Source organism: Bradyrhizobium algeriense (assembly GCF_003062295.1).
GTDB lineage: Bacteria > Pseudomonadota > Alphaproteobacteria > Rhizobiales > Xanthobacteraceae > Bradyrhizobium > Bradyrhizobium algeriense.
Window position 1 is genome coordinate 24684 of the sequence record NZ_PYCN01000037.1, and the last position, 24029, is coordinate 48712.

The following is a 24029-nucleotide window of genomic DNA, read 5'->3' on the forward strand; positions in this document are numbered from 1 at the left end:
AATGCTCTAATCGAGCGGGCCCAGCAGTTCTTCGTAGCGCTTCTCGATGCGCTCGTAACAGTCGCATGAGACGGCGTGCAGCCCCTTGGCGTCGAGGATGGAGATGCGGCCGCGGCCGATCTGGATGAGGCCGGCATTCTGCAGCGTGCGCTCGACCAGATTGATGGTGGTGCGCTGGACCCCGAGCATCTGCCCGAAGAACTCCTGGGTCAGGCGGATGTCGTTGCTGCCCAACCGTTTCCGGCACTGCATGAGCCAGCGCGCAGCGCGGCTTTCCACCTGGTGCAACGCCTGACAGGCGGTCGATTGCTGCGACTGCGCGAGCAAGGAGAGATCGAACAGTGCAACGATCTTGCGAAAGCTATCGCTCTCCCGTCCGGCCCGATGAACTTCCGCGGCGGGGATGCGGACGGCTTCGCCGGCGACCTGTACGATCGAATCTGCAAACGACGTCGTGATGCCGTGGATGGTGGAGGATCCGATCATGCCCTCGCGGCCGACGATCGAGGTCTCGGCGGTCGAGCCCTGATCGGTACTGGCGAGAACGGAAATGATGCAGGAGCGTGGGAAATAGGCGAACTCGATGTCCAACGAAGAGCCGTGGAGCAGTTCGCCATGCTCGACGGATATCGTCCGCATGTGCGGTTTCAGCATGGCCAGCGCTGAAGCATCCAGCTTACTCAGGAGGTGATTTTCAGTGGCCATTAGGAGCTCCTGCACAAGCTAGGCGGGAGCTTCAACTCTCTCTGTCACCGATGCCTGCGGCTCGATCCGGCGATAGACCCACACTGGGCGCAACTAACGGAAATAGCTAATTAATTCTCGGCAGATAGTCGGGTATCGGACAGTTCGGCGGATATATTTGCAGCTACAATGCAGAGTGTCGGGTATTGGACGGATCCAACGGCGTTTTCATTGGTTAAATAGCGCCTTGTGAATGGTTGTCGGCGTGCGAACTGCAAGCGTCGATAGGTTCAACTCAACGCTGGGTGAGTGTCATGCTAGCCCCGGAAAGACCCCCTCCAGAGCTTCTGCCGATGCGGCCGCGTTGCCCGGATTGCGAGGCGCGGATGATCACGACCGCCATTTCGGATGGGCCGGAAGGTTTGGAGCAGCGCACGTTCGAATGCGCACAATGCGGCCACACCGAAACCAGGACGATGGCGTACGATCCGCTCAAATCCAACGCCGTTGGCTGGCTCGAAAGCGAATTGCGGCGCCCCAAATGATGGCCGGGTTCGCTTAGGCCGTGCTGCGCTTCCATAGCTTCACCAGCGGGCCATCTTCGCCGCGCACCGGGTCGTGCGAGCGGCCGCCGACAATATCTCCGCACGGGCGTGAGGGGTCTTTCTCCGCGAAAGACCCCTTGGCTTGATCCTGCCTTCACACCGCGCCGGCTGGCTTCATTTCGCGGCCACGATTGCCGGCGGCTTCCATGTGCCTTCGCCCGCAGGCAGGACCGACGGTGCTTCGGTCCTCGGCCAGTAGAGGCGCATCACGAGGTACATTTCGCCGTTCGGCGCCGGCAACCAGTTGGATTCCTTGTCGGCGCCGGGTGATTCTTTCTGGAGATGCAGCGTGAGAGAACCGTCCGGATTCTTCTTCATGCCGGGCAGCATCGGTGAATTGATCAGGTATCGATTGATCGGATTCTCGATCAGCAGCTGGCTCCTGCCGTCATACATCGTCACCGACCAGAAGGCTTCCACCGGCGGATATTGTCCGGCGGGGAAAGTGATGGTGTATTTGTGTTTGGAGGCATCGAGCGCTTCGCCGTCGGCGAGCGTTTTGGTCATTGGATAGACGGCTTCCGCGGCGTCATTGCCGTAAATGCCGCCTTTGGCGGCGGCAGCGCGCTTCAGCCAATCACCGCTATAGAACAGCCGGTCTCCGAACAGCGATCCGATTTTCCATCCGTTTACGTCCTTCTGACCGCTGGCGAGATACTTCTCGACCTTTTCTTCGCCGTCTTTCATCCCCAGTCCGATTTCAACCTTGTGCGTCAGCGGAAGATCCTTGAACTCGAATGTCTTGCCCGCGCCGACGCCGATGCGCGCGAGTTTTTCGCGAATGGCGCGTTCTTCCGGCCCAGCTGGCGCAAACTGCAGAGCGAAATCGAGGTATTCGAAGAAGTTCTTCTTCACCAACGCAGCATCGGCCTTGGGAAAGTCGATCGCTGCTGCACCGGTCGTTGCTGGCTGCTTGATATAGGCCGACAGGGGCTGCGCCTTGTAGCCCGCCTGAACCTTTACGACATTGGGCATATCTTCCGGATTGAAGAGCTGAGTGCGAATGGCCGCGAAGGCAAACTGCGTTGAAGACTGAAAGACCTTTTGAATTCCGGGCGGAGTGGCTCCCTGCCAGTTCGGCCCAACGACCATGTAATCTCCGGCGTCGCTACCGGTCGCGCGGCTCCCGATATAACCAAAATTGAACGTGTTGCCGTCGATCAGCTGCACTGTGTAATAGCGAGTCTTTTCCACGGCCGGCACAGAAACAACCATTGGTTCGGCGCGCAGATCAAACCATAAGGTGGAATATGGGGTGTCGCTGTTGGGCGTCACGACAGCGGTATCTTTGTACGTCGCGACATACGCCAGGTTTTTGATCTGATTGAACGGCGCCTTAAACTGGCTGTTCTTCGCGTCCACGGCGAACTCATACATCACAGCGTAGTTCATCACGATGGGCAGCCCATAGATGAAGCCTTCCTCGGCGATGGCCCTGGCCTCGCGGATGTCAGGCCATTCCGCTTTCGCCTGCGCGTTGGCCGGGACGGGCGTCGTTGTCGTGACAATGAGTGCCGCAAGTGCTGCGGAACGAAGAATATCGCGTTTCGTCAACATGATGCCGTCTCCTCTTGGGGATGATTGTGTTGGGCGGTCGGTCGCCGGCGCCGGAGCGCCGGCGTGCCGTCAACTTTTTATTGGGCTGACAAGCCCACCGTTGTCGGCGTCTTCACGACCGGCGGGGGATTCCATTTTCCGGTCAGCGCCTCCGACTTCGGACTGTAGATGCGCATGGTCAGGTTGAAGGCTCCCTTCGGCGCCGGAAGCCAGTTGGCTTCCATGTCCTTGCCGGGACTTTCGTTCTGAATGTAGAGCTCAAGCGAGCCGTCGGCATTTTGCTTGAACGGCATCCAGCTGGAGACCGCAAACCGGTTCAGCACGTTGCCGACCTGGAATCCCTGGGGATCGTAGAGGGTGATCGACCAGAACGCATTGGTCGGCGGGGCGGCGCCCTTCTCGAACGTGATGGTGTATTTGTTCGCGCCGTCGAGCGGCTTGCCGGACTCGTCGCCGAGATTGAGCGGATAGATGGCGTCCTCCGGCAGGTTCGCACCGAGTCCGAGTTGAGCGACGATCGCCCGCTTCAAATAGTAGTTGCCGTAGACGCCCATCGTATCGGTGTTCATCGACCAGCCATTGGCAACGCGCGCCAGTGTCGGCACCTTCCACGCCATCAGCTTCTGCGCGTCCTGCGGCGCGGTCTCCAAGGCTCGTTGCACGACCGGATCGAGCTTGCCGATGTCGAAGCTCTTCCCCGGCTCGATGCCGATTTTCTTCATCTGCGCGATGATCGGCTCGTCGGTGACGTGCGGCGGATGAAGCTTGAGCAACTCCGCGGCATAAGCGAAATACACGCCCGCCGACATGGTATCGACCTGGGTCTTTGGCGGCGTCTTCATGTCGACGCTGGGGTCGATCTTGACCTCGACCGGCTTCGGCGTCTTGCCGAATTCCGAAAGCAGGGTGACCTTGTAGCCGGCCTGGATCTTGTGAACCGCAGCGTAATCCGCCGGGCCGTCCGTCTTGGTGCGGCCGATCACCCAGACATAAGGCGTTGGCGCCTCGATCCGCTGGGTATCTTTTGGAAGCTTGAACTCCTCGGCGAACCTGTCACGCAGATCCGGCCGCCAGCCCGCGGGCGTTATCAGAAAGGTCCCCGCCTTGGTGCCCGTCGTCCGCCAGCCCGGTGACGCAAAGACATCGGTCCACATGTCGAGCATCGGCAGCAGGTAGTAGCGTCCGTCGGTATCCGGAACCGAAATGACGACGGGCTCCCTGGTCATGTCCAGCCATGAAGAGGAATACAGGGTGTCGAAATTGGTTCGCACGACACCTTTGAAATCGGCCGGCGGGTATTCGCGCACGTTGACGAACGTGTTCATCGGGCCCTTGAAGGCGTCCTTGCCTTGTTCGACGTTTGTGAACTGCTTGCGGGACAGATCCATCGACATGATGGAGTAGAAGTAAACATAGGCGTCGACCGCAATGGCGTGCGCCTCCTGTTCGGTGACGGGCGCAGTCGATTGCGCGAGCGCCACCGGCGCAGCCGCGGCGCCGAGGCAGAGAGACAATGTCAGCGTCAGAATTCCTCGAAACATGTCGAATCCTCCTCTTCTGATGTCTGCTGTGGTTGTTTGTGAGAAGCTCGGAGCATCTGGTGTCGTCAGGTGATGCGTATGACCTCCATTGCCTTTGCAGGAATGCAGCGGGGAACGCGGAAGCGCTGTCGCTCCCTGCGATGAATTGAATCACGTGTCTTAACGGGTCATCGGCAGCTAAAACGCCGCGGCGTATGCTGACTTAAATCAAGGTTCTCGGAAAAGTGATGCCAGCAGGCTTAACGAAGGGTATCGAAACTACCTCCACGTGCGGCAGCTTAGCACGGGCAGGAAATAGTGGTAAGTCGTGGCAGTCATTCGTGGCGGCGGCGGATGGGCCGAATGGTCAGTTGCGCTTCCATAATCACCAGGCAGGCCATAATCACCAGGCAGGCCTTGGCCTCAAATGCGGGAGATCGATGCGGCTGGCTTCCGGCGAGCAGGCAGCGGAGGTTTCAGCCAACGCGAACTTGCCGATCGCCCGCCGCGGCTGACGGTCTCGGCCGCACTACCGCGTGCTGCGCTTCCACAGTCTGACCAGCGGGCCGTCCGCGCCCATGATCGGATCGGTGTTCGGCAGTTTTACTTCCGGAATCGTCTTCAGTGCCTTTGCGTGGTTCTCCGGCGTCGGCCGCGTGATCTGCATCGGTGGTCCCGGCGGATAGGCGCCGACCACGCAAAAGTCTTCGCTTGCCGAGATCAACTGGTGGCCGGTTCCCGCGGGCAGGATCGCGACGTCGCCGGCCGAGATATCGAGTGCCTTGCCGTGGTCGCCGCCGAACTGCACGCGCGCGTGCCCACGGGCGACGCCGAGCGCTTCATGCACCGTCGAATGGTAGTGCGGATAGTCGTAGACGCCGTTGCGCCACATCGCGCCCCAGCCATTGGCGCCGAACAGCCCCTCGATGGTCTTTTCGGGGTGATCGTTCGCCACATCCACCGCACCCTTGTAAACCAGGAACGGCATCGGGTTGTTGGGAACGAGGCCGTCATCGGCGAAGACGAAAGCGAGCGGTTCGATGTCGGCGCTGACGACGGGCATGATCATTCTCCGAAATCGTAGCACTCCGCAAACAATTGGTGGGCACGCTTCGCTTTGCCCGCCTACAAATTCAAACCGTTGTCCGCCGCTCACGTTCCCTTTGGAATCTCGAAAACCAGGCACGTCGTCGTCGCATGCGCGAGCAGGCGGCCCGTGGCGTCGGTGATGCGCGCCTCGGCGGTGGCGGCGCGGCGGCCGACGCTGAGCGTCTTGCCCTCGCTGCGAACGGGCCCGGTATCTTCGGTCATGCCCTTGATGAACGAGATCTTGAATTCGAGCGTGGTGTAGCCGGTGCCGGCAGGCAGCGCGGTGTGGACCGCGAGCCCCATCGCGGAATCCAGCAGGATCGCGGCATAGCCGCCGTGCACTGAGCCGATCGGGTTGTAATGCCTGAAGCCAGGCACGCTGTGGAATATGACATGGCCATGCTCGGCCGTGGAATCGAACGGTTCAACGTTCTGCATGATCGGCGGGGCGGGCAATCTGCCGTCGAAGATGGCGCGGACGAAGTCGAGGCCGGACATCGCGGCCATCACGTGGGTTGGTGTCACGCCGTATTCAACCTTTGGGGGCGGCGGTGCTATCGTCCATGACGTATTCCTGTCGTTACAATTATGATCATCATATTATACCGCGTGGCGGAGCGCTAGTGCGGCAAAATCTCCGTCATGGCCGGGCAAAGCCGTCCGGAGGACGGCGTCGCTTCCGCTCGCGTCTGAATCTGGCAGCGAGGACGTAAAGACATGGATGCCCGGGACATCTAGCGCGAAGACGCGCTTCGCGCTTCTGCCCGGGCATGACGATGTGGATAGAGATATGTCGTGCAGCGTTCAGCGAAAGCGCATTACGCCCGCTTGTTCGCCCGCATCAAATCCGCAAACCGCTTGAACAGATAGTGCGAGTCGCGCGGGCCCGGCGAGGCTTCCGGGTGGTACTGCACCGAAAATACCGGCTTGCCCTTGAGCTCGATGCCGCAATTGGAGCCGTCGAACAGCGAGATGTGGGTCTGCGTCGCGCCCTCTGGCAGGGTCGCCTGGTCCACGGCAAAGCCATGGTTCATGGAGGTGATCTCCACCTTGCCGGTGGTCTCGTCCTTCACCGGATGGTTGGCGCCGTGATGGCCCTGGTGCATCTTCATGGTCTTGGCGCCGACGGCCAAGCCCAGCATCTGGTGGCCGAGGCAGATGCCGAAGGTCGGCGTGCCCGATTGAATCACCTGCTGGATGACAGGCACCGCGTATTTGCCTGTCGCGGCCGGGTCGCCCGGGCCGTTCGAGAGGAACACGCCGTCCGGCTTCATCGCCAGAATGTCTTCGGCCGATGTCGTCGCCGGCACCACCGTGACCTTGCAGCCTTCACCGGCGAGCAGCCGCAGAATGTTGCGCTTGATGCCGTAGTCGATCGCGACCACGTTGAACTCCGGCCCGTTCTGCCGGCCAAAACCCTTTTCCCAGACCCACGGCGTCTCGTCCCAGGTGAAACGCTGGGCGGAAGTGACCATCGGCACCAGGTCCATGCCTTCGAGGCCGGGCCATTCGCGGGCTTCTTCCTTCATCCCGTGCAGGTCGAACTCGCCATTTTTGGCGTGCGCGATGACCGCGTTCGGCATGCCCTTGGTGCGGATCAGCGCCGTCAGCGCGCGGGTGTCGATGCCGGAGAGGCCGATGATGCCGCGCGCGCGCAGCCACTGGTCGAGATGTTTCGTGGCGCGGTAGTTCGAGGGATCGGTGATCGCCGTGCGCAGGATCACGCCGCGCGCGCCCGGCGTCGCCGCCATGTTCACCGTCTCGATGTCTTCATCGTTGGTGCCGACATTGCCGATATGCGGGAAGGTGAAGGTGATGAGCTGCCCGGCATAGGAGGGATCGGTGAGGATCTCCTCATAGCCGGTCATCGCGGTGTTGAAGCAGACCTCGCCGACGGCGTGGCCTTCCGCGCCGAGGCCAAAACCCTCCAGCACGGTACCGTCGGCAAGCACGAGGAGCGCGGTCGGTTTGTGGTCCGGCCAGGCTGAGGCGTTTTCAGATGTTGTCATGAGCGCACTTCATAGTCGCAAGCGCCCCCGCCCGTCAAAGCCGGAAGACGTGGATTCACATGCGTTTGCCGCATATTTGCCAGCCGGTTCCGCCGCGTCAGCGTTTTTTGGCCAAATCGGCCCGAATCGGGCGGCTCGGTTTAGTCAATTCCCGAGGCGGATGCCCCCAGTTTCCAGCCTCGCCCGCCCACACCTGCGGATCACCCCCGTGATGCCAGTGGCGTGGCGCGCGCAGTCCCTATATAGACGCGGAATCTTCCGATAGACCAAGAGCCTTTCCGGCGGCGCCATTTTAGTGAGGCAACCATGCTGCGCGACGACATCAACAACGCGGTCAAGGACGCGATGAAGGCCAAGGACGAGCGAAAGCTCTCCACGCTGCGCATGGTCAATTCGACCATCAAGAACGCTGATATCGCCGCGCGCGGGGAAGGCAAGCCGCCGCTAACAGACGCCGATCTGCTTGGCGTGTTTCAGAAAATGATCAAGCAGCGCCAGGAATCGGTCGAGCTCTACGACAAGGGCGGCCGAGCCGAACTGGCCGCGCAGGAGCGCGAGGAAATCGCGATCATCTCGGCCTATCTGCCCAAGCAGATGTCGGAGGATGAGATGAAGGCGGCGATCACGGCCGCGATCGCCGAGACTGGCGCCGCCGGCATGAAGGACATGGGCAAGGTGATTGGCGTGCTGCGCGCAAAGTTCGCCGGCCAGATGGATTTCGGCAAGGCGAGCGGCATGGTGAAGGCGGCGCTGGCGGGGTGATCTCGCTTCATCCGGGCTACGGCGCTTCGCTACGCCGCTATCGGCTCGGTGAACGCGTGAAAGGCACGAAGCGCACGGGGGCGACGGCGCGCGTTGTCGTCTTGTCAGGGGCGATTTTCTCGACGACCGTGAGGTGCTGGGTGCCGTAATCGGCTCCCACCGGCATGACGAGCCGGCCACCCACTTTAAGCTGCTCGATCAGCGGCGGCGGCACCTGCCCGAGCGCGGCGGTCACCACCACGGCGTCAAACGGACCGCATTCGGGCCAGCCAGCAAAGCCGTCGCCAAGCCTGGCGCTCACATTGTCATACGCGAGGTCTTTGAGTGTTTTCGCAGCGGCCTCGGCCAACGCCGGGATAATCTCGATGGTGCAGACCTTTCGCGCCAGGCGCGCGAGGATGGCGGCCTGATAGCCCGAACCCGTACCGATTTCGAGCACGACATGATCGGGCGCAACCTCGGCCAACTCTGTCATCAAGGCCACGATGAACGGCTGCGATATGGTCTGGCCGCGGCCGATCGGAACCGGCATGTCCGCGTATGCGATCGAGCAGGACCGATCGGGAATGAACAGATGGCGTTTCGTTTGCCCCATGGCCTCAAGGACCCGCTCCGAAAAACCCTGCTTTCCCGAAACAAGGGCGCGGGACCGGGCGTAGTTCTTGATGGTTTCGACCATGGCGGCGCGTTCGCGGACGCATTGTGCGTCCTCCTGAGCGGTCGCACCCCGCGCGGCGGCGACCATGGAAAGCACCAGCAGCAGCATGGTCTTCATGATTGTGCGATCTCCCGTCGGTCCACGCTTCGCGTCGACCGCTTGAGCGCAACGAGAGGATTCGACCGATCAGCCGTCAAGCGAAACACGGCGTCCAGCGAATGACCGCAATGCGTTCAGGCGGTCCTCCAGCAGCCTTGATACCATGCCGGCACCTGGCCGGTAAGCTGACTTCTCCGCACACACCATCCATGACGCCGTATCAATGACGCCGTGGAACCGCAAGGTGCCGGCGCAATTATCAAGGCGTCGCACCACTGCATGACGACGCGCAACGAGAGCGGAGGAAGATATGGCCGATCAGCAAGCGCCTCCCGCCGGTCCCGACCTGTCAAAGGGCATAACCCCGTCCGAATTCGCCGGCGAGACCTTGCTCGGCCATGTCGGCGACGATGAAGTGTTGCTGGTGCGTTCGGGCTCGGAGATCTTCGCGATCGGCGCGCATTGCAGCCATTATCACGGGCCGCTCGCCGAGGGCCTTGTGACCGGCGAGGATATCCGCTGTCCCTGGCATCACGCGTGTTTCGATCTGCGCACCGGCGAAGCCACCCGCGCGCCGGCGCTTAGTCCGATTGCGGTGTGGAAGGTCGACCAGCAAGACGGCCGCATCTTCGTTGGCGAAAAACGTGAACAGCCCAAGCCACGGGTCAAGCCGCGGGTGAAGGGCGCCACCGACGCGCCCGGCCGGATCGTGATCGTCGGCGGAGGCGCGGCGGGCTTTGCCGCAGCCGAGACGCTGCGGCGGCAGGATTATCGCGGCAGCATCGTGATGCTGAGCAACGAGGCTGCAGCGCCGGTTGACCGGCCGAACCTGTCAAAAGACTATCTCGCCGGCAGCGCGCCGGAGGACTGGCTGCCGCTGCGGCCGGATGATTTTTACGCCGACGCGAAGATCGATCTGCGGCTCAAGGCCGAGGTCACGTCAATCGACGTCAATGCACGCCATGTCGTCACATCAGGCGGCGAGACCATCCCCTACGACCGCTTGCTGCTGGCGACCGGCGCCGAGCCGGTGCGCCTGCCGATACCGGGTGCGGATCAGCCCCATGTGCACGTGCTGCGCTCGCTGGCCGATTCCCGCGCCATCATCGCATTGGCCGATGGCGCGCGGCGGGCGGTGGTGATCGGCGCGAGCTTTATCGGGCTGGAAGCCGCGGCGTCGTTACGCGCCAGAAATGTCGAGGTCCACGTCGTTGGCCTGGAGCAGCGGCCGATGGAGCGCGTGCTGGGGCCTGAGCTGGGCGACTTCGTCCGTGCGCTGCATGAAGTGCATGGCGTCAACTTTCATCTCGGCGACACCGTGACTGCGATCACCGGCAAACGCGCGATGCTTAAGAGCGGCACTGCGATCGAGGCCGATATCGTGGTGGTCGGCGTCGGCGTGCGCCCCCGCCTTGGATTGGCGGAGCAGGCGGGACTGGCGATCGATCGGGGCGTCACCGTCAACGCCTATCTGGAAACCAGCGTCCCCGGCATCTACGCCGCGGGCGATATCGCGCGCTGGCCCGATCCGCATTCCCTCGAGACCATTCGCGTCGAACATTGGGTGGTGGCCGAGCGCCAGGGCCAGACCGCTGCGCGAAACATGCTTGGGCAGCGCGAGCCATTCCACGCGGTGCCGTTCTTCTGGAGCCAGCACTACGATGTGCCGATCAATTATGTCGGCCACGCCGAGAAATGGGACGAGATCACCGTCGACGGCGACATCGCGGGCAGGGACTGCCTGCTGCAGTACAAGAGCCGTGGCCGGGTGCTCGCCGTCGCCTCGATCTATCGCGACGTCGCAAGTCTCGAGGCCGAGCTTGCGATGGAGAGAGCGCGGTCGCCTTGAGTCAGGTGACAAAAACGCCTCTCCTCGTCATGCCCGGGCTTGTCCCGGGCATCCACGTCTTTAAACTCGCGGCAAGCAAACAAGAACGTGGATGGCCGGGGCTTGCGACGCGAGGACGCGCTTCGCGCTTTTGCCCGGCCATGACGAGGGACGGAAACAATAAACGCCATGCTCACCGAAGCCTCAACCTACGACGAGCTCTACCGCAACTTCCGCTGGGACATTCCCGAGCGCTTCAATATGGCGACCGCGTGCTGCGACCGCTATGCGGATGGCACTGACCGTCTGGCGCTGATCTACGTCGATGAGGACGGCGCGACCACACGCACCTCGTTCGACGAGGTCGCAGAGGCCTCGCGCCGTTTTGCCAATGTGCTGAAGGCTGACGGCCTGTCGCGCGGCGACCGCGTCGCGGTGTTCCTGTCGCAATCGCTGGAATTGCCGATCGCCCATCTCGCGGCATTTCGTTCAGGCATGATCTCGATCCCGCTGTTTGCGCTGTTCGGCGAGGACGCGCTGGAATTCCGCCTGTCGAATTCCGAGGCCAAGGCGATCGTTACCGACCAGAGCGGCTGGGAGAAGCTCAAGAAAATCCGCGACCGTCTTCCGGCGCTCAACAATATCTACGTGATCGGCGATCGCGCGCCCGCCGGGACGAAACCGTTCTGGTCTTCCCTGAAGGCGGCATCGCCGGATTTTGCGACCGTCGACACCTCTCGCGATGATCCCGCCCTGATCATCTACACCTCGGGCACCACAGGAAATCCCAAGGGCGCGCTGCACGCCCATCGCGTGGTGCTCGGCCATCTGCCGAATGTCGAGATGTGCCACAACTTCCTGCCCCGCCCGGGCGACCTGATGTGGACGCCGGCCGACTGGGCCTGGATCGGCGGGCTGATCAACGCCCTGCTGGCGTTCTGGTATCACGGCATTCCACTGGTCGGCCATCGCGCGCGCAAATTCGAGCCGCAGGCGGCGATGGCGATGATGGCGGAACTTTCCATTCGCAACACCTTCCTGCCGCCGACCGCACTGAAACTGATGCGGCAGGCCGGCGTGAAAAATCCCGGCGTGAAGTTGCGCAGCATCTTCACCGGCGGCGAATCGCTCGGTGGCGAGCTGCTCGGGTGGGTGCGCGAAACCTTTGGCATCGATGCGCACGAAGTGTTCGGCCAGACCGAATGCAACCTCGTGATCGGCAGCAACTCGAACCTGTTTCCGCTTCGGCCCGGCTCGATGGGCAAGGCGACGCCGGGCTTCGACGTCCGCATCGTCAACGAAAAGGGCGAGGAATTGCCGCGCGGTGAGCGCGGCGTCATCGGCGTGCGCCAGCCGTGCCCGTGTACCATGATCGAATATTGGAAGAACCCGGAAGCGACCGCGAAGAAATATGCCGGCGAGTTTCTCCTGACCGGCGATCTCGGCGTGCAGGATGCGGACGGCTATTTCTGGTACGTCAGCCGCGAGGACGACGTCATCACGACCGCCGGCTATCGCGTTGGTCCCTCCGAGATCGAGCATACGCTGATGAAGCATCCGGCGGTGGCGATGTCGGCGGTGGTCGGCATTCCCGATCCGATCCGCACCGAGTCGATCAAGGCGTGGATCGTGCTGCGTCCGGGCTTTGCGGCGAGCGACGAACTGGCGCGCGAGATTCAGGAGTTCGTCAAGGTGCAGCTCGCCGCCCACGAATACCCGCGCTTCGTGCAGTTCGCGGACGCGCTGCCGATGACAGCGACCGGCAAGGTGCTGCGGCGCGAATTGCGGGCGCTGGGGTAGGGGCACCGCTTAGTGTCGTCGCAAACTCTCACCGTCGTCCCTGCGAACGCAGCTCGAATATCAGCCCGCCTTCAGCACCGAACGCAGCGTCGACGCCAGATCGTGCCGGCGGTAGGGCTTGTTCAGGATCCGCACCTCGCGGCCGCCCCCGTTGAGCGCTTCGACGGGATGCTCGGTATGGCCTGATGTCAGCAGGATCTTTAAGTCTGGTCGCAGACGGGCGGCTTCCTTCGCAAGCTCGGTTCCGAACATGCCGCCGGGCATCACGACATCGGTGAACAGAAGGTGGATGTTCTCGGGGCCGCGCAATATATCGAGCGCTGCGGGCGCGTCGCGCGTCACGATGACGCGATAGCCGAGCGCCTTCAACTCGCCTTCGACATAGCCGCGCACAAAGTCGTCGTCCTCGACAACGAGAATGGTTTCGCTGCCGGCGGGCGTGGCTTGCTGACTAGCGGATGGCGCCGCGCTCGCCTGGGGCGTTCCGACACGGGGGAAGAACAGCCTGACGGCGGTGCCGTGCTCCGGTTCGGAGCGGATCTGCATCGACCCGCCGGATTGCTGGGCGAATCCGTAAACCATGCTCAGGCCGAGGCCGGTGCCTTTGCCGACTTCCTTGGTGGTGAAGAACGGCTCGAAGGCGCGGCCGGCAACCTCGGCCGTCATGCCGGTGCCGGTGTCGGTCACGGCGACCATGACATAATCGCCGGGCCGCGCCTCGCCGTTGACGTCCACATCAGACTCACCGAGCGAGGTATTTTGCACCTCGACCGTCAGCTTGCCGCCTGATGGCATGGCGTCGCGCGCGTTGAGCACCAGGTTGAGCAGCGCCGAGGCCAGTTGGCCGGGATCGACGCTGGCCTGCCACAGGTTTTGATCAAGCCGGAATTCGCACTCGATATGTTCGCCGAGCGTCCGGCGCAGCAATTGCTCCATGCCGACGATTTTCTGGCCGATGTCGATGTCTCTCGGCATCAATGGCTGCTTGCGTGCGAATGCGAGCAGGCTCCGCGTGAGGTCCGATCCGCGTTCGGCGGCGGTCGCGATGCTCTCGGCGATGTGGTGCAGTTCCTTGTGTGCCGCCAGCTTCTCGGCGAGGTGCTCCGCATTGCCGAGGATGACGGTCAACAGATTGTTGAAATCATGCGCAACGCCGCCGGTGAGCTGACCCATCGCCTCCATCTTCTGCGATTGGGTGAGTTTCTGGTTGAGTTCATCGATCGCGGCGCGCTGGCGCTCGAGCGACTCGGCGGTATCGTTGAGCAGGGTCATCAGCCCGCCGAGTTCGCCCCGCGGATGGGGCGGCGCAATCCGCGCGCCGAGATCGCCGAGTCCCAGTTTCGTCGCCATCGCAGCCAGGCGTCCGACCTGACGGCCGACGCTCACGGTGGCGAGAATCCATACGCCTGCGAACAGCAGCAGCGAGGCCACCGCGAGCATCGCCAGATCCTCGTACAGGCGGCGGTTGGCGGCGGCGACCAGACCGTCCTTGGATCGTCCGATCATGATGTGAAGTCCGGCATCGCGCAGCGAAGGGGAGCGCGCAGCGGCCCAGACATGGGTTCGGCCGCCGTGCCCGGTCATTTCGTGGAACGGCTCGCGATTCGCTGAGGTCGCAAACCGGAACAGCTCTGAATTTGCGATCGATGCGCCGGCCGGCGCGGTCCAGTCCTTCCTTTCAGGCGCGGCCAGGACCGTGCCTTTCCTGTCAACGAGCAGAATCTCGCTGTCGTTCGACAGGCGCTTGCCGTGATCATCAGCGAATTTCTTCAGGTTGAACGAGGCGAGCAGAATGAATTTCAGCTCGCCGGATTCGGCGCGTACGGGATAGGCGATCTGCAGCACGGAGGTCCCCGTCAGCCGGCCGAATACGGGCTCGAGCGTGACGGCGCCGTGCGCAACCAGCGCCTGCCTGAAATATTCGCGGTCCCTGAGATCGAGAGTCCGGTTGGTTCGCAGCGAGTCGCAGAACAGGCTGCCGTCCGGATTGATGGTCAATATGCCGGTGTACCGCGGATATTCTTCGCGCACGGCGGAAAGGAAAGCCGAACAGGCCGCCTTGTCGCGTGTGTCGAGATCGCGGGCGCGGGCGAGGCCATAGTGAAGCTGGGCCGTGCCCTGAATTTTCTCGTCGAGATCGCCTGAAATATCGTTGGCGGTCGCCGACAGATTGGCCAGCGCGTCGTCGATCTCGCCCGTGCGATTCTGGACGAAGCGCAGTCCCACCAGGATGGCCGGCACCAGCATCGCGGCGATCACCAGTATCAATAGCCGGGTGCGCAGGCTCATCGGTGCGTCGTTCCACGCTTCAATCAGCGAATCTCGTTGTAATACAGTGACGTTCGGAATCCGCCTGCGAGGCAGCCGTGTTCGAAATACCCGTGCTGGAATATCCCTTAGGCAGGCCTGAGTCCACTCGCGAAGAGCGGCCAGGGAGGACGACTACTAAGTCGTCCCGATGCCGAGTTCGTAGCCCGGATGGAGCGCAGCGAAATCCGGGAAAGTGCAAGCGGCGTGAGCGGTCCCGGATTGCGCTTCGCTCCATCCGGGCTACGGACCTGCGGCGCCCAATAACGCGAGCCTATGAGTATGGGTCCGCGCTTTCGCAGGGACGACGATAGTTACGGCGTCCCGATGCCCATTTCCTTCAACGCGGCCAGCATGCGTTCCGGCGGCTGCATCTGGATCGTCAGCGCGTTGCCGGTCTCCAGCAGGCTCTTCAGGCTGGAGAGGATCGCGGGCCAGCCGGTGCGGCCGCCGGACAGGATGTCGTCGCTGATGTCGCGGTCATGCGACTGCAGCATCGTCAGCTTCACGGCGTCGCCCGTCTGCTCGATCTCGTAGGTGACGAGCGTCGGGCCGAGCTTTTCCACCAGCGCCGGCCAGTTGACGTTGAAGGTAACGGTGAGCTTCCTTGGCGGTTCACACTCGATCACCTCGCCCGAAATATGCAAGGCGCCGTCCGGCGTTCGCATAATGAAGGCGCCGCCGATCCTCTGATCGACCTCGACCGCATGGCCGGAGAAATACTGCCGGCTGAACTCGGCGCTGGTCAGCGCCTCCCATACCTTCTCTGGCGGAGCGGCGATGTAGATCGTGTAGACGATCGCGGGCTTGAAATTCTTGGGGTCGAGGTTCGCTTTCTCCGGCTTACTCATCACGCTTCTCCAACTTTCGTTTCAACTCGCTGAGGGCGCCAAGTTTCCCGCGCTCGAATTTCCTGATCCAGCGTTCGCCGATCTGATGGATCGGAACCGGATTGAGGTAGTGCAGCTTCTCGCGGCCATGCCTGAGCGTGGTGACGAGGCTGGCCGCTTCCAGAATCCCAAGGTGTTTTGTGACCGCCTGCCGCGTCATGGCGAGGCCGTCGCAAAGTTCGTTCAGCGTCTGTCCGTTTTTGGCGTGAAGCCTGTCCAGCAGCGAGCGCCGCGACGCATCGGCAAGCGCCTTGAAGACCTCATCCATGGTTCGGATAATAGGCAACCAAAAGGTTGCATGTCAAGGGCGTGTTTTGGGCGCGGCCCACCATCTGTGTTATCGTGCGCTCAGCCAGCGCAGATTGGCCTTGAACAGTGGGGTGGAACATGAGCGGTTGCCTTAAACTCGCAGCCTCGTTCTCGATCCTTTTTCTCGCAGGCCCAGGCATCGCTTGCGCACAGCAGCAAGTGATCGGCGCGCCGCCCGAAGCTCACAACATGAAGCTGGTTGGAACCAGCGACCTGCAGGCGCGCAGCGCCTATCAGCCGACCATCCATCATCAAGGCGACCGCTGGATCGCCTATATCGGCCATCACGGCGGCAGCGACGATATCCCGGCGCCGGTCAATCCGCAGACCGGCAAGGCCGAGCCGAACGGCACCTCGATCGTCGACGTCACCGATCCTGCGCAACCGAAATATCTGCGTCACCTCCCGGGCCAGGAAGGTAAGTATGAAGCCGGCGGCGCGCAGATGGTGCGGATCTGCGACGGCAAGGCGCTGCCGAAGGGCGACCGCAACGCGGTCTACATGCTGCGGACTTTTGGCGGCGAGGCGCATGAGATATGGAACGTCGCCGATCCCGCCAACCCCGTGCTGATCACGCGGATTGCCGGATTAAAGGACACGCACAAGAACTGGTGGGAATGCGACACCGGCATTGCCTTCCTGGTGTCGGGCGCGCCGGACTGGCGCACGCGCCGCATGACGCAGGTCTACGATCTCTCCGATCCCGCGCATCCGCAGAAGATCCGCGATTTCGGTCTTCCCGGCCAGGAGCCCGGCTCGACCGGCGCGGTGCCGACCGAACTGCACGGACCGATCTCGACCGGGCCTTCCGGCAACCGGGTCTATTTCGGCTACGGCACCAACAAGGGCGGCTTCCTGCAGATCGTCGATCGCGAAAAACTGCTCAGCGGGCCGAAGGAGCCGACCGTGGACAATCTGCGTTCGCCGGAAATTGCGCGGCTGGCGATGTCGGCATTCAACGGCGCCCACACGGTGTTTCCGATGTTGGGAATGCCGATTGCGGAATTCGCGCGCGACAAGGACGGCAAGACCCGCGACATCGTGATGATCGTCGATGAGGCGATCTTGAACGAATGCAACGAGCCGCGGCAGATGGTGTGGTTCGCCGATATCACCGTCGAGAACCGGCCGATGATGATCTCGAGTTACACGGTGCCGGAAGCGAGCGGGACGTTCTGCGAGCGGGGCGGGCGGTTCGGCGCGCATTCCTCCAACGAGAGCATGGCACAGGTCTTCTACAAGAAGATGGCGTTTATATCCTTCTTCAATGCGGGCGTGCGCGCCCTCGACATTCGCGATCCCTATCATCCCACCGAGGTCGGCTATTTCATTCCGGCGATCACGGCGGCGACCGACAAGCGCTGCGTCAAGATCGACGGCAAGGATCGCTGCAAGGTCGCGATCCAGACCAACAATGTCGAAACCGACGAGCGCGGCTACATCTACATCGTCGACCGCGCCAATACTGGCCTGCACATTCTGGAACTGACCGGCCCGGCGCGCGCCGTCGCCGGTCTTCGGTGAGGACGCCGGCGATGCGTCGCTGGCCGGTCATTGCGTCAGCCACTGTAGTGCTCGGTGCGCTGTCGGGCGCCGCCGCCTATCAACACGTAGCGCCGCTTCAGGACGAACAGAAAGGTGAGTGGCAGGAGATCGCCTGGCCGTTTCCCCGCGATGGCTGGCCCGCCGGCAAGGCCTTCCGCTGCAGCGCGGCTGCGTGCGGCGGCGAGGTCGAGCTTTACGTGCGGCCGAAGATGGGGTTCTGCAATTGCGACCGTGGCGTCGCCGACGATGATGAGGTCGATCGCGTCGCCGATCTCGATCTGCTGAGCGAGCATTTTGCACCGCTGGCGCCGGGCCAAATGGTCCGGCTAGCCGATATGCAGGGGCGGATCAGGGCCTATGACCTCAAACTGTCCGGCGGCTTGCGGCACGCCGCGATCGGCGTCGCAGTCTCGCGCCACTGCGACCTTCTCGTCGCGGTCGCGCACGGCAAGGGTGACGCGCCCGAAATGCGGCGCGCGGCGCTGGACTTTCTGGCGCGCAGCGAAATGACGCACTGGGTGATGGCTGCGATGGAAGGGCGGTGAAACGTTTCCGTCATGCCCGGGCAAACGCGCGAAGCGCGTCTTCGCGCTAGAAGTCCCGGGCATCCACGTCTTTTTATCGGGCACGCTTTGCGATAAGACGTGTATGGCCGGGCATAGGCGAGCGGAAGCGACGCCGTCCTTCAGACGGCTATGCCCGGCCACGACGTTCTCTCACTGGATCATCCCATGTCCCTTCAAGCCTATCTCGCCTTTGTCGCCGCCTGCATCGCGCTGGCGCTGTTGCCGGGTCCGGTGGTGACACTTCTGATCGCCAACGGCCTGCGGCACGGCACCCGTGCGGCGCTGATCAATTGCGCCGGTGCGCAGACCGGTCTCGCCATCGTGATCGGCATCGTTGCCGTCGGACTGACCTCGCTGATGGCGACCATGGGCTACTGGTTCGACTGGGTGCGCTTTGCCGGCGCGGCCTATCTGATCTGGCTCGGCATCAAGCTGATCCGTTCGCCGGTCGAAGGCGTCAACGCCGACGAACCGCCGCCGCCGCCGCGCGGCGGCTTCTTCCTGCAGGGCTTTCTGGTGCTGCTCTCTAACCCCAAGGTGCTGGTGTTCTTTGGCGCGTTCATTCCGCAGTTCATGGACATGGAGAAGGATCATTTGCCGCAGGTAGCGCTGCTCGGCATCACCTTCATGGTGATCGCCGCCTCGACCGACGCGGTCTACGCGCTGTTGGCCGGCCGGGCGCGATTGTTTTTCTCCAAGCAGCGCACGCGGCTGCTGTCGCGCATCTCCGGCGGCTTCATGATCGGCGGCGGCATCTGGCTGGCGCTGACGCGGGCGAAGTAACCGGCAATCGTTGAACCCGCGGCGGCGGCGGCGCGTCTAACCGCAAGCCGCCTCTGGGGAACAAGCCGTGCTGCCCGATCTGCCGTGGTTCGTCTATGCGATGCTGCTTGCCCCGCTTGGGCTGCTCCTCGTCGCCGCCACCTACAAGTCGCTGCAGGTGCGTGCTGCGCGCGAATGGCCCTCGGCCGCGGGCAAGGTGGTGGTCTCGAAGGCCGAGGTGCGCAAGGTCAAGGTGATCGACAGCGAGCGGGAGGAGGGGCATCGCTTCGAGGAGCGCAACTTCGCCGACATCGTCTACGAATATTCGGTCGCGGGGAGGAAGCTGCGCAATAACCGCGTCAGCATCGGCGAGGACCTTGGAAATTTCCAGGTTGCCGAAACCATCGCCAAATATCCGGCCGGCGCCGCCGTAACCGTCTATTACAATCCACGGCATCCGGACCAGGCGGTACTGGAGCGCGACCTGCCGAAAGGCATGTGGGGCTGCCTCGGCATCGGCACGGCGATCGTGCTGGCGATCGTGTTCGGCTCGGCGATCGGCTTGCATCAGATTGCCGAGTTCGTCTCGTCGCGGATTCCACAACAGGGCAACGCCGCCGCATCCGTTGCCTTCGGCGCGTTCGGTACCGCAGTGGCGCTGTTCGCGCTCGTCCTGCACAGGCAGGCCTCGCTGGCGATGAAATGGCCTGTTGTATCGGGCACCATCCAGCTGTCCGACATCGAGCAGTATCGCGCCGCTCCGAAGGATGGGCGGTCGCGCGGCCAGGTCATGTATCAGCGCCGGGTGTCCTACTCCTACAAGTACAACAACCTCACCTACACCAACATGCATGCGACGCTTGCGAGCAGCGTGGCGTCCACCTCGAGCTGGCTGGTTCGCAAATCCACCACTGACTACAAGAACGGCGCCAGCGTGAAGGTCTGGGTCAATCCGGATAATCCATCGCAGGCCACGCTGGAGCCGCGTGCCGGGTTTGTGTGGGTGATATGGCTGGCGGCCGTGGCCATTTGGGGCGTGGCATATTACGCCGCGGTGCACGGCTAACGTACCTCGCGAATTAGAAACGAAACGCGAGCCGCCGGGCGGATCGCTCGCCAAAGTGCGCTATGCCCTGATAGCAACCAAATTCCGCACCGCACCGAAATGACGCGATGTGCCAATCAGCGACATTTCCACTGTCGGTCGCGAGCGCCTTCACGCCGCCAGTTCGGCGAGCAATGCTTCGGCCTGTTTCAGATCGCGCGTGTCGAACCCTTCAGTGAACCAGCCGTAGACTTGAGCAAGCAATTCGCGAGCTTGCCGCGGCTTGCCCTGGGAGCGCCAAAGACGGGCGAGGCTCATTGCGGAGCGGAGTTCCCAGGATTTGGCCTGTTGTTCGCGGGCTACTGCAAGGGCGCGTTCGAAATACATTTCTGAGTTCGATGTGTTGCTAAGTGGCGAGTGGAGCATGACTTCGCCTGCTATGCGATTGACCTCAGCCTCGTACCAGCGTTCATCGGTACTTTCGATCGCCACCATGGCTTCGCGGATACAGCGTTCGGCATTGTCGAACTGACCGACTTTCAGATGGGCGCTGGCGAGATAGGACAGATCGGTCGGCACCCGTAAGGTTGAACCAGTTGACCGCCAAGCGTCAAGGCTGGAACGGATCATACTGATAGCGTCGACCGCACCGCCGGCTTCAGCCAAGAGGTACCCTTGCGCTCGAATGCCATTTGCCTTCCAAAAGGACGTGCCCCTCTCGTTCGCTAAGACGACGAGTTCGTCCGCCTGCATTTTTGCTCGGGCGTACTTTCCGCACCAAATGTGGGGAAGGAATCCGTAAAATAGGGCCCACATCAAAGTGGCGGCTTGGCCAAACTCGCGTGCATTCTTTAGACCGTCCTCCGCATTTGCGAGCGCCGCATCCGGATAGCCAAGCAACCAAAAACTCCAGGATCGAAAGCCCAGACCGGATACCGCGGCATCGATAGAAAAGTGCGTCGCCAGAGAACGGTGCTCGGCCGGGTTATATAGCGCAAGCGCCCGATTGTAGTGTGGCAAACTTCCGGCGATGTCTCCCGTCGTCATGAGGGAGACACCCGTGAGACGGCTCCCTATCATCAGTGGAGCCGTGGAGGGGCTTTTGTCAGCCAGCGTCAGGAACTGACGAGCAAGCTCGCACATCGCCTTGCCATTGAAGGCCGCGTAGTTATGGACCCAGAAGCTGTAGAGTACCGAGAACAACAAGAGGGGGTCTTCAGGGTGCTCTCCGAGCATCTCAGCTTGCTGGATTAGTGTGTGCGCCTGTTCCGCCGCTGCCCTGGTCTCTGGCGCGGCGTAACCCCTCACATGAATAAGCGGCGTAATCAGCGCCACCTGAAGTCTGATTTGCTCACGGCGCAGCGCGGGCGTGCCGGGCAAACTGGCTATCTGGTCGAGAGCGCGCGTAAGTTGCTCTGTGGCTTCGACTAGCGCCGAGCGCTCCAGTGACTGCTGTCCAGCCTTGCCCCACCATTCGATGGCCGCTTCGGTGAGCCCTGCTTGTGTGAAGTGATGCGCCACCAGCTCCGGCGCGGCCGCACAGGTGGCGGCAAAATCGTCGCGTAACGCTTCGCCGACGCGGCGATGCAAAACCCGGCGTCGACTCTTAAGCAAATTCTCATAGGCTGCATCCTGGATGAGCACATGCTTGAAGCGATATTCAGATTCCGGTGGTAGGCCCCGCACAAGCAGAATGTCTGCCTCGGCGAGCCGTTCCAGCGCCGTCTGAAGCGGCCTGTCTTCTATCCCGGCCACGGCGCGAAAGAGCGGATAGGAAAAGTCGCGCCCGATAACGGCACCGATCTGCGCCACGTCGCGCGCTGGGCCAAGCCGGTCGAGCCGCGCCGCCAACGATTGTTGCAATGTTGGCGGGATCGTATGGCCGCCGTGCTCGCCGCACTCCAATAGAAGCCGTGTCACTTCCTCGATAAACAGCGGCACACCGCTGCTGCGCTCGGTCACGCCGTCAACAACTTCCCTTGGCAGCGCATGGCGAGCGGCAATCTCGCAGACCATCTGGCGCACCTGCGAGCGATCAAGCGGTGCGAGGGAGATGGTGCTGTGATGCGAGCGCACGCCCCAGGGAGGACGGAATTCAGGCCGGGCGGTGATCAGAACGAACAAGGGTGCCAACACACCGCGCTCGGCGATGCCGTGCAAGAGATCGAGTGTCGTCGGATCAGCCCAATGCACATCTTCCACTGCCAGCACCGCCGGCTGAGTTCGCGCGCCGGCCATGACCCAATTGGTGAGCGCCGTCAGCTGTCGGCGCCGCAACACCTCGGGTTCTAAAATCGGTGCACGGTCCTGCGGCAGGGGGATGTCCACAAGTGGCGCCAGCAAGGGGGCATTCTCCGCCGGGTCGAGCTTGACCAGCTCCAGCGTATGCTCCAGGTCTGCGAGACGCTGCTCTGCGGCTATGTCGGCGCCGCCGAAGCGCTGGCGGCCCCAATCCGCGATCGGGTGCAGTGGCGAGTTTTGCAGAAGCTGTGAGCAGCTCCATTCTACCCAAGTGTGCGGCACCTCGCGCAGCTGGGGATGGAATTCTTCGATCAGGCGGGATTTCCCCAATCCCGGCTCGCCCACGATCATCACCAATTGACCGTCACCCTGTTGCACCCTCTCCCAGCGCCGCATCAACATCGCGACTTCTTCCTCGCGACCCACCAGCGGCGTTAGATGACGCTGTCCCGCTCGGCGCCCGCCACCGCTCGCCCGTACGAGCCGGTATAGCGTCACCGGCTCCGACACGCCCTTAAGTTCATAACTGCCGCGGTCCTCAACGACGAACAGACCGGCGATCTGGTGCTGTACCCGCGCCGTCATCGCGACCGTACCCGGCTCCGCTACCGCCTGTACCCGCGCCGCAATGTTGGGCGCATCACCGTAAATCTCGCCCGCCGCATCGACCACGACCGCGCCGGTTTCAATCCCGATGCGCGCGCTAAGCGCTGGCTTCCCGGCATCAGCGTTCTTGCGATTCATCTCAGCGAGCGCGCGTTGGATCGAGAGTGCTGCTCGCGCCGCGCGTTCGGCGTCGTTCTCCTGCGCCACCGGATAACCGAACAGCACCATTAGCCCGTCGCCCAACTTTCTAGCGATATGGCCGCCCATCTCGGTCACAGCTGCGCAGGCGGCATCGAGATAAGCGCAGAGGAGGTCGCGCCACTCCTCGGCATCGAGCTGCGCGGCAATGCTGGTCGAGCCGACGAGATCACAGAACATCACCGTGACATAGCGGCGCTCACCGCTGACCTCGGCTGCGGCGGAGATCGGCTGTGGTGTTGCGGTCGGGATTGGCGCTGACGCGACGGGCGTGTGACACGGCGCTGCAGTTGCCGTGGCGGGCACGGCTGGTGCGTTCCTCTCGATAACTTCGATGTCGGCAATCGCGCGCAACATTTTTCGGCGATCACCGAGGACGACACCGAGATCTTTCAGGTCCTGATCCGTCAGTTCGCGAAGGACCGAAAAATCAATGCGGTTTTCAGCAAAGCACCGAGTATACTCGGACATGCCGAGCTTTTCCAGCCAGTCGACAATCTGCTGCATGGCGGCCCCTACCCATTTAACGCTAAGCTTTCCGGACCGGCAGGACGGAGGCTACCATACGCGCCAACTAATTGCAGCGGCGGCGGGAGGGAACACGGCGACTTCGGGTTTCCGGCTCGGGGCCAGCACCAGGCATGACGCCCAACAAGCGATGAGGCGGCCGCGGTCTTGATGGGGTGGTGCGACTTTGACGTCGCGGCAGACGGCAGCGCGCAGGAATGAACAGCCCAGGGGCTTCGACGTCGCGGTCGTGCTCTCGCGTTGTCGCGACCGGGTCGAGCCAGCCTCCAGTCCGGCCATGTCCGCTATGGCGCCGATTGTGTTGCAAAACTCGGCTGGTTCGATTTCGGCTCCTGATTTTGGATTTTTGCGGGTTTTGTTGGGTGAGTTCTCCATTGTGCGAACTGTTGACGCTATCGACGCTTGACGGGGCGGCTATGCG

The 24029-nt window shown here is 62.6% G+C and carries 19 protein-coding genes; 8 read left to right on the forward strand and 11 right to left on the reverse strand.

Annotation, left to right across the window (positions count from 1 at the left end; genetic code table 11):
* Positions 1–6 precede the first annotated feature (6 nt).
* Positions 7–705: a Crp/Fnr family transcriptional regulator gene (locus tag C7G61_RS36715; protein WP_108522579.1), complete on the reverse strand. Its 699-nt coding sequence runs from the start codon at positions 703–705 to the stop codon at positions 7–9.
* A 365-nt stretch (positions 706–1070) separates the two neighbouring features.
* Here C7G61_RS36715 and C7G61_RS36720 point away from each other — a divergent pair, with 365 nt between their 5' ends.
* The gene (locus C7G61_RS36720) at positions 1071–1229 is read left to right on the forward strand and encodes a response regulator (RefSeq protein ID WP_244608627.1); all 159 of its coding nucleotides are present in this window, start codon (positions 1071–1073) and stop codon (positions 1227–1229) included.
* A gap of 174 nt (positions 1230–1403) precedes the next feature.
* On the opposite strand, the gene C7G61_RS36725 is transcribed toward C7G61_RS36720, so the two are convergent.
* The 5 genes from C7G61_RS36725 to carA all read right to left on the reverse strand — a co-directional run bounded on the left by C7G61_RS36725 (position 1404) and on the right by carA (position 7464).
* Positions 1404–2846, reverse strand: coding sequence for a DUF1254 domain-containing protein (locus tag C7G61_RS36725; protein WP_108522581.1), 1443 nt, complete (start codon positions 2844–2846; stop codon positions 1404–1406).
* A 77-nt stretch (positions 2847–2923) separates the two neighbouring features.
* Entirely contained in the window at positions 2924–4387 is a 1464-nt protein-coding gene (locus tag C7G61_RS36730; protein ID WP_108522582.1) for a DUF1254 domain-containing protein, read from the reverse strand.
* Between the two features lie 508 nt (positions 4388–4895).
* Positions 4896–5429, reverse strand: a complete 534-nt coding sequence (locus tag C7G61_RS36735; RefSeq protein ID WP_108522598.1) for a cupin domain-containing protein — start codon at positions 5427–5429, stop codon at positions 4896–4898.
* An 89-nt stretch (positions 5430–5518) separates the two neighbouring features.
* Positions 5519–5962: a PaaI family thioesterase gene (locus C7G61_RS36740; protein WP_108522583.1), complete on the reverse strand. Its 444-nt coding sequence runs from the start codon at positions 5960–5962 to the stop codon at positions 5519–5521.
* A 311-nt stretch (positions 5963–6273) separates the two neighbouring features.
* Positions 6274–7464, reverse strand: coding sequence for a glutamine-hydrolyzing carbamoyl-phosphate synthase small subunit (gene carA / locus C7G61_RS36745; protein ID WP_108522584.1), 1191 nt, complete (start codon positions 7462–7464; stop codon positions 6274–6276).
* Between the two features lie 306 nt (positions 7465–7770).
* Between carA and C7G61_RS36750 the strand changes: the two genes are divergently transcribed.
* A complete protein-coding gene (locus C7G61_RS36750) occupies positions 7771–8226 on the forward strand; it encodes a GatB/YqeY domain-containing protein (protein ID WP_108522585.1) in 456 nt (151 codons plus the stop codon).
* 37 nt (positions 8227–8263) lie between these two features.
* Here C7G61_RS36750 and C7G61_RS36755 read toward each other — a convergent pair whose 3' ends face one another.
* The gene (locus C7G61_RS36755; protein ID WP_108522586.1) at positions 8264–9001 is read right to left on the reverse strand and encodes a protein-L-isoaspartate(D-aspartate) O-methyltransferase; all 738 of its coding nucleotides are present in this window, start codon (positions 8999–9001) and stop codon (positions 8264–8266) included.
* A 292-nt stretch (positions 9002–9293) separates the two neighbouring features.
* Between C7G61_RS36755 and C7G61_RS36760 the strand changes: the two genes are divergently transcribed.
* Positions 9294–10832 (forward strand): FAD-dependent oxidoreductase, encoded by a 1539-nt coding sequence (locus C7G61_RS36760; protein WP_108522587.1) that lies wholly within the window; start codon positions 9294–9296, stop codon positions 10830–10832.
* Between the two features lie 168 nt (positions 10833–11000).
* Positions 11001–12611 (forward strand): acyl-CoA synthetase, encoded by a 1611-nt coding sequence (locus tag C7G61_RS36765; RefSeq protein ID WP_108522588.1) that lies wholly within the window; start codon positions 11001–11003, stop codon positions 12609–12611.
* 60 nt (positions 12612–12671) lie between these two features.
* Here the strand turns inward: C7G61_RS36765 and C7G61_RS36770 are convergent, their stop codons facing one another.
* The 3 genes from C7G61_RS36770 to C7G61_RS36780 all read right to left on the reverse strand — a co-directional run bounded on the left by C7G61_RS36770 (position 12672) and on the right by C7G61_RS36780 (position 16076).
* Positions 12672–14900, reverse strand: a complete 2229-nt coding sequence (locus C7G61_RS36770) for an ATP-binding protein (protein ID WP_108522589.1) — start codon at positions 14898–14900, stop codon at positions 12672–12674.
* 332 nt (positions 14901–15232) lie between these two features.
* A complete protein-coding gene (locus C7G61_RS36775; protein WP_108522590.1) occupies positions 15233–15769 on the reverse strand; it encodes an SRPBCC family protein in 537 nt (178 codons plus the stop codon).
* On the reverse strand, positions 15762–16076 hold the full coding sequence (locus C7G61_RS36780; RefSeq protein WP_108522591.1) for an ArsR/SmtB family transcription factor: 315 nt from the start codon (positions 16074–16076) through the stop codon (positions 15762–15764). Before C7G61_RS36780 ends, C7G61_RS36775 begins: the two co-directional genes overlap by 8 nt.
* A 119-nt stretch (positions 16077–16195) precedes the next feature.
* Between C7G61_RS36780 and C7G61_RS36785 the strand changes: the two genes are divergently transcribed.
* The 4 genes from C7G61_RS36785 to C7G61_RS36800 all read left to right on the forward strand — a co-directional run bounded on the left by C7G61_RS36785 (position 16196) and on the right by C7G61_RS36800 (position 20056).
* Positions 16196–17641, forward strand: coding sequence for an LVIVD repeat-containing protein (locus tag C7G61_RS36785; protein ID WP_244608628.1), 1446 nt, complete (start codon positions 16196–16198; stop codon positions 17639–17641).
* Between the two features lie 11 nt (positions 17642–17652).
* Positions 17653–18207: a hypothetical protein gene (locus tag C7G61_RS36790; protein WP_108522600.1), complete on the forward strand. Its 555-nt coding sequence runs from the start codon at positions 17653–17655 to the stop codon at positions 18205–18207.
* 186 nt (positions 18208–18393) lie between these two features.
* Complete coding sequence (locus C7G61_RS36795) at positions 18394–19011, forward strand: LysE family translocator (protein WP_108522592.1); 618 nt, start codon at positions 18394–18396, stop codon at positions 19009–19011.
* A gap of 67 nt (positions 19012–19078) precedes the next feature.
* The gene (locus C7G61_RS36800) at positions 19079–20056 is read left to right on the forward strand and encodes a DUF3592 domain-containing protein (RefSeq protein WP_244608629.1); all 978 of its coding nucleotides are present in this window, start codon (positions 19079–19081) and stop codon (positions 20054–20056) included.
* Positions 20057–20206: 150 nt separating this feature from the next.
* Here C7G61_RS36800 and C7G61_RS36805 read toward each other — a convergent pair whose 3' ends face one another.
* Complete coding sequence (locus C7G61_RS36805) at positions 20207–23587, reverse strand: adenylate/guanylate cyclase domain-containing protein (RefSeq protein WP_108522593.1); 3381 nt, start codon at positions 23585–23587, stop codon at positions 20207–20209.
* Positions 23588–24029: the final 442 nt, after the last annotated feature.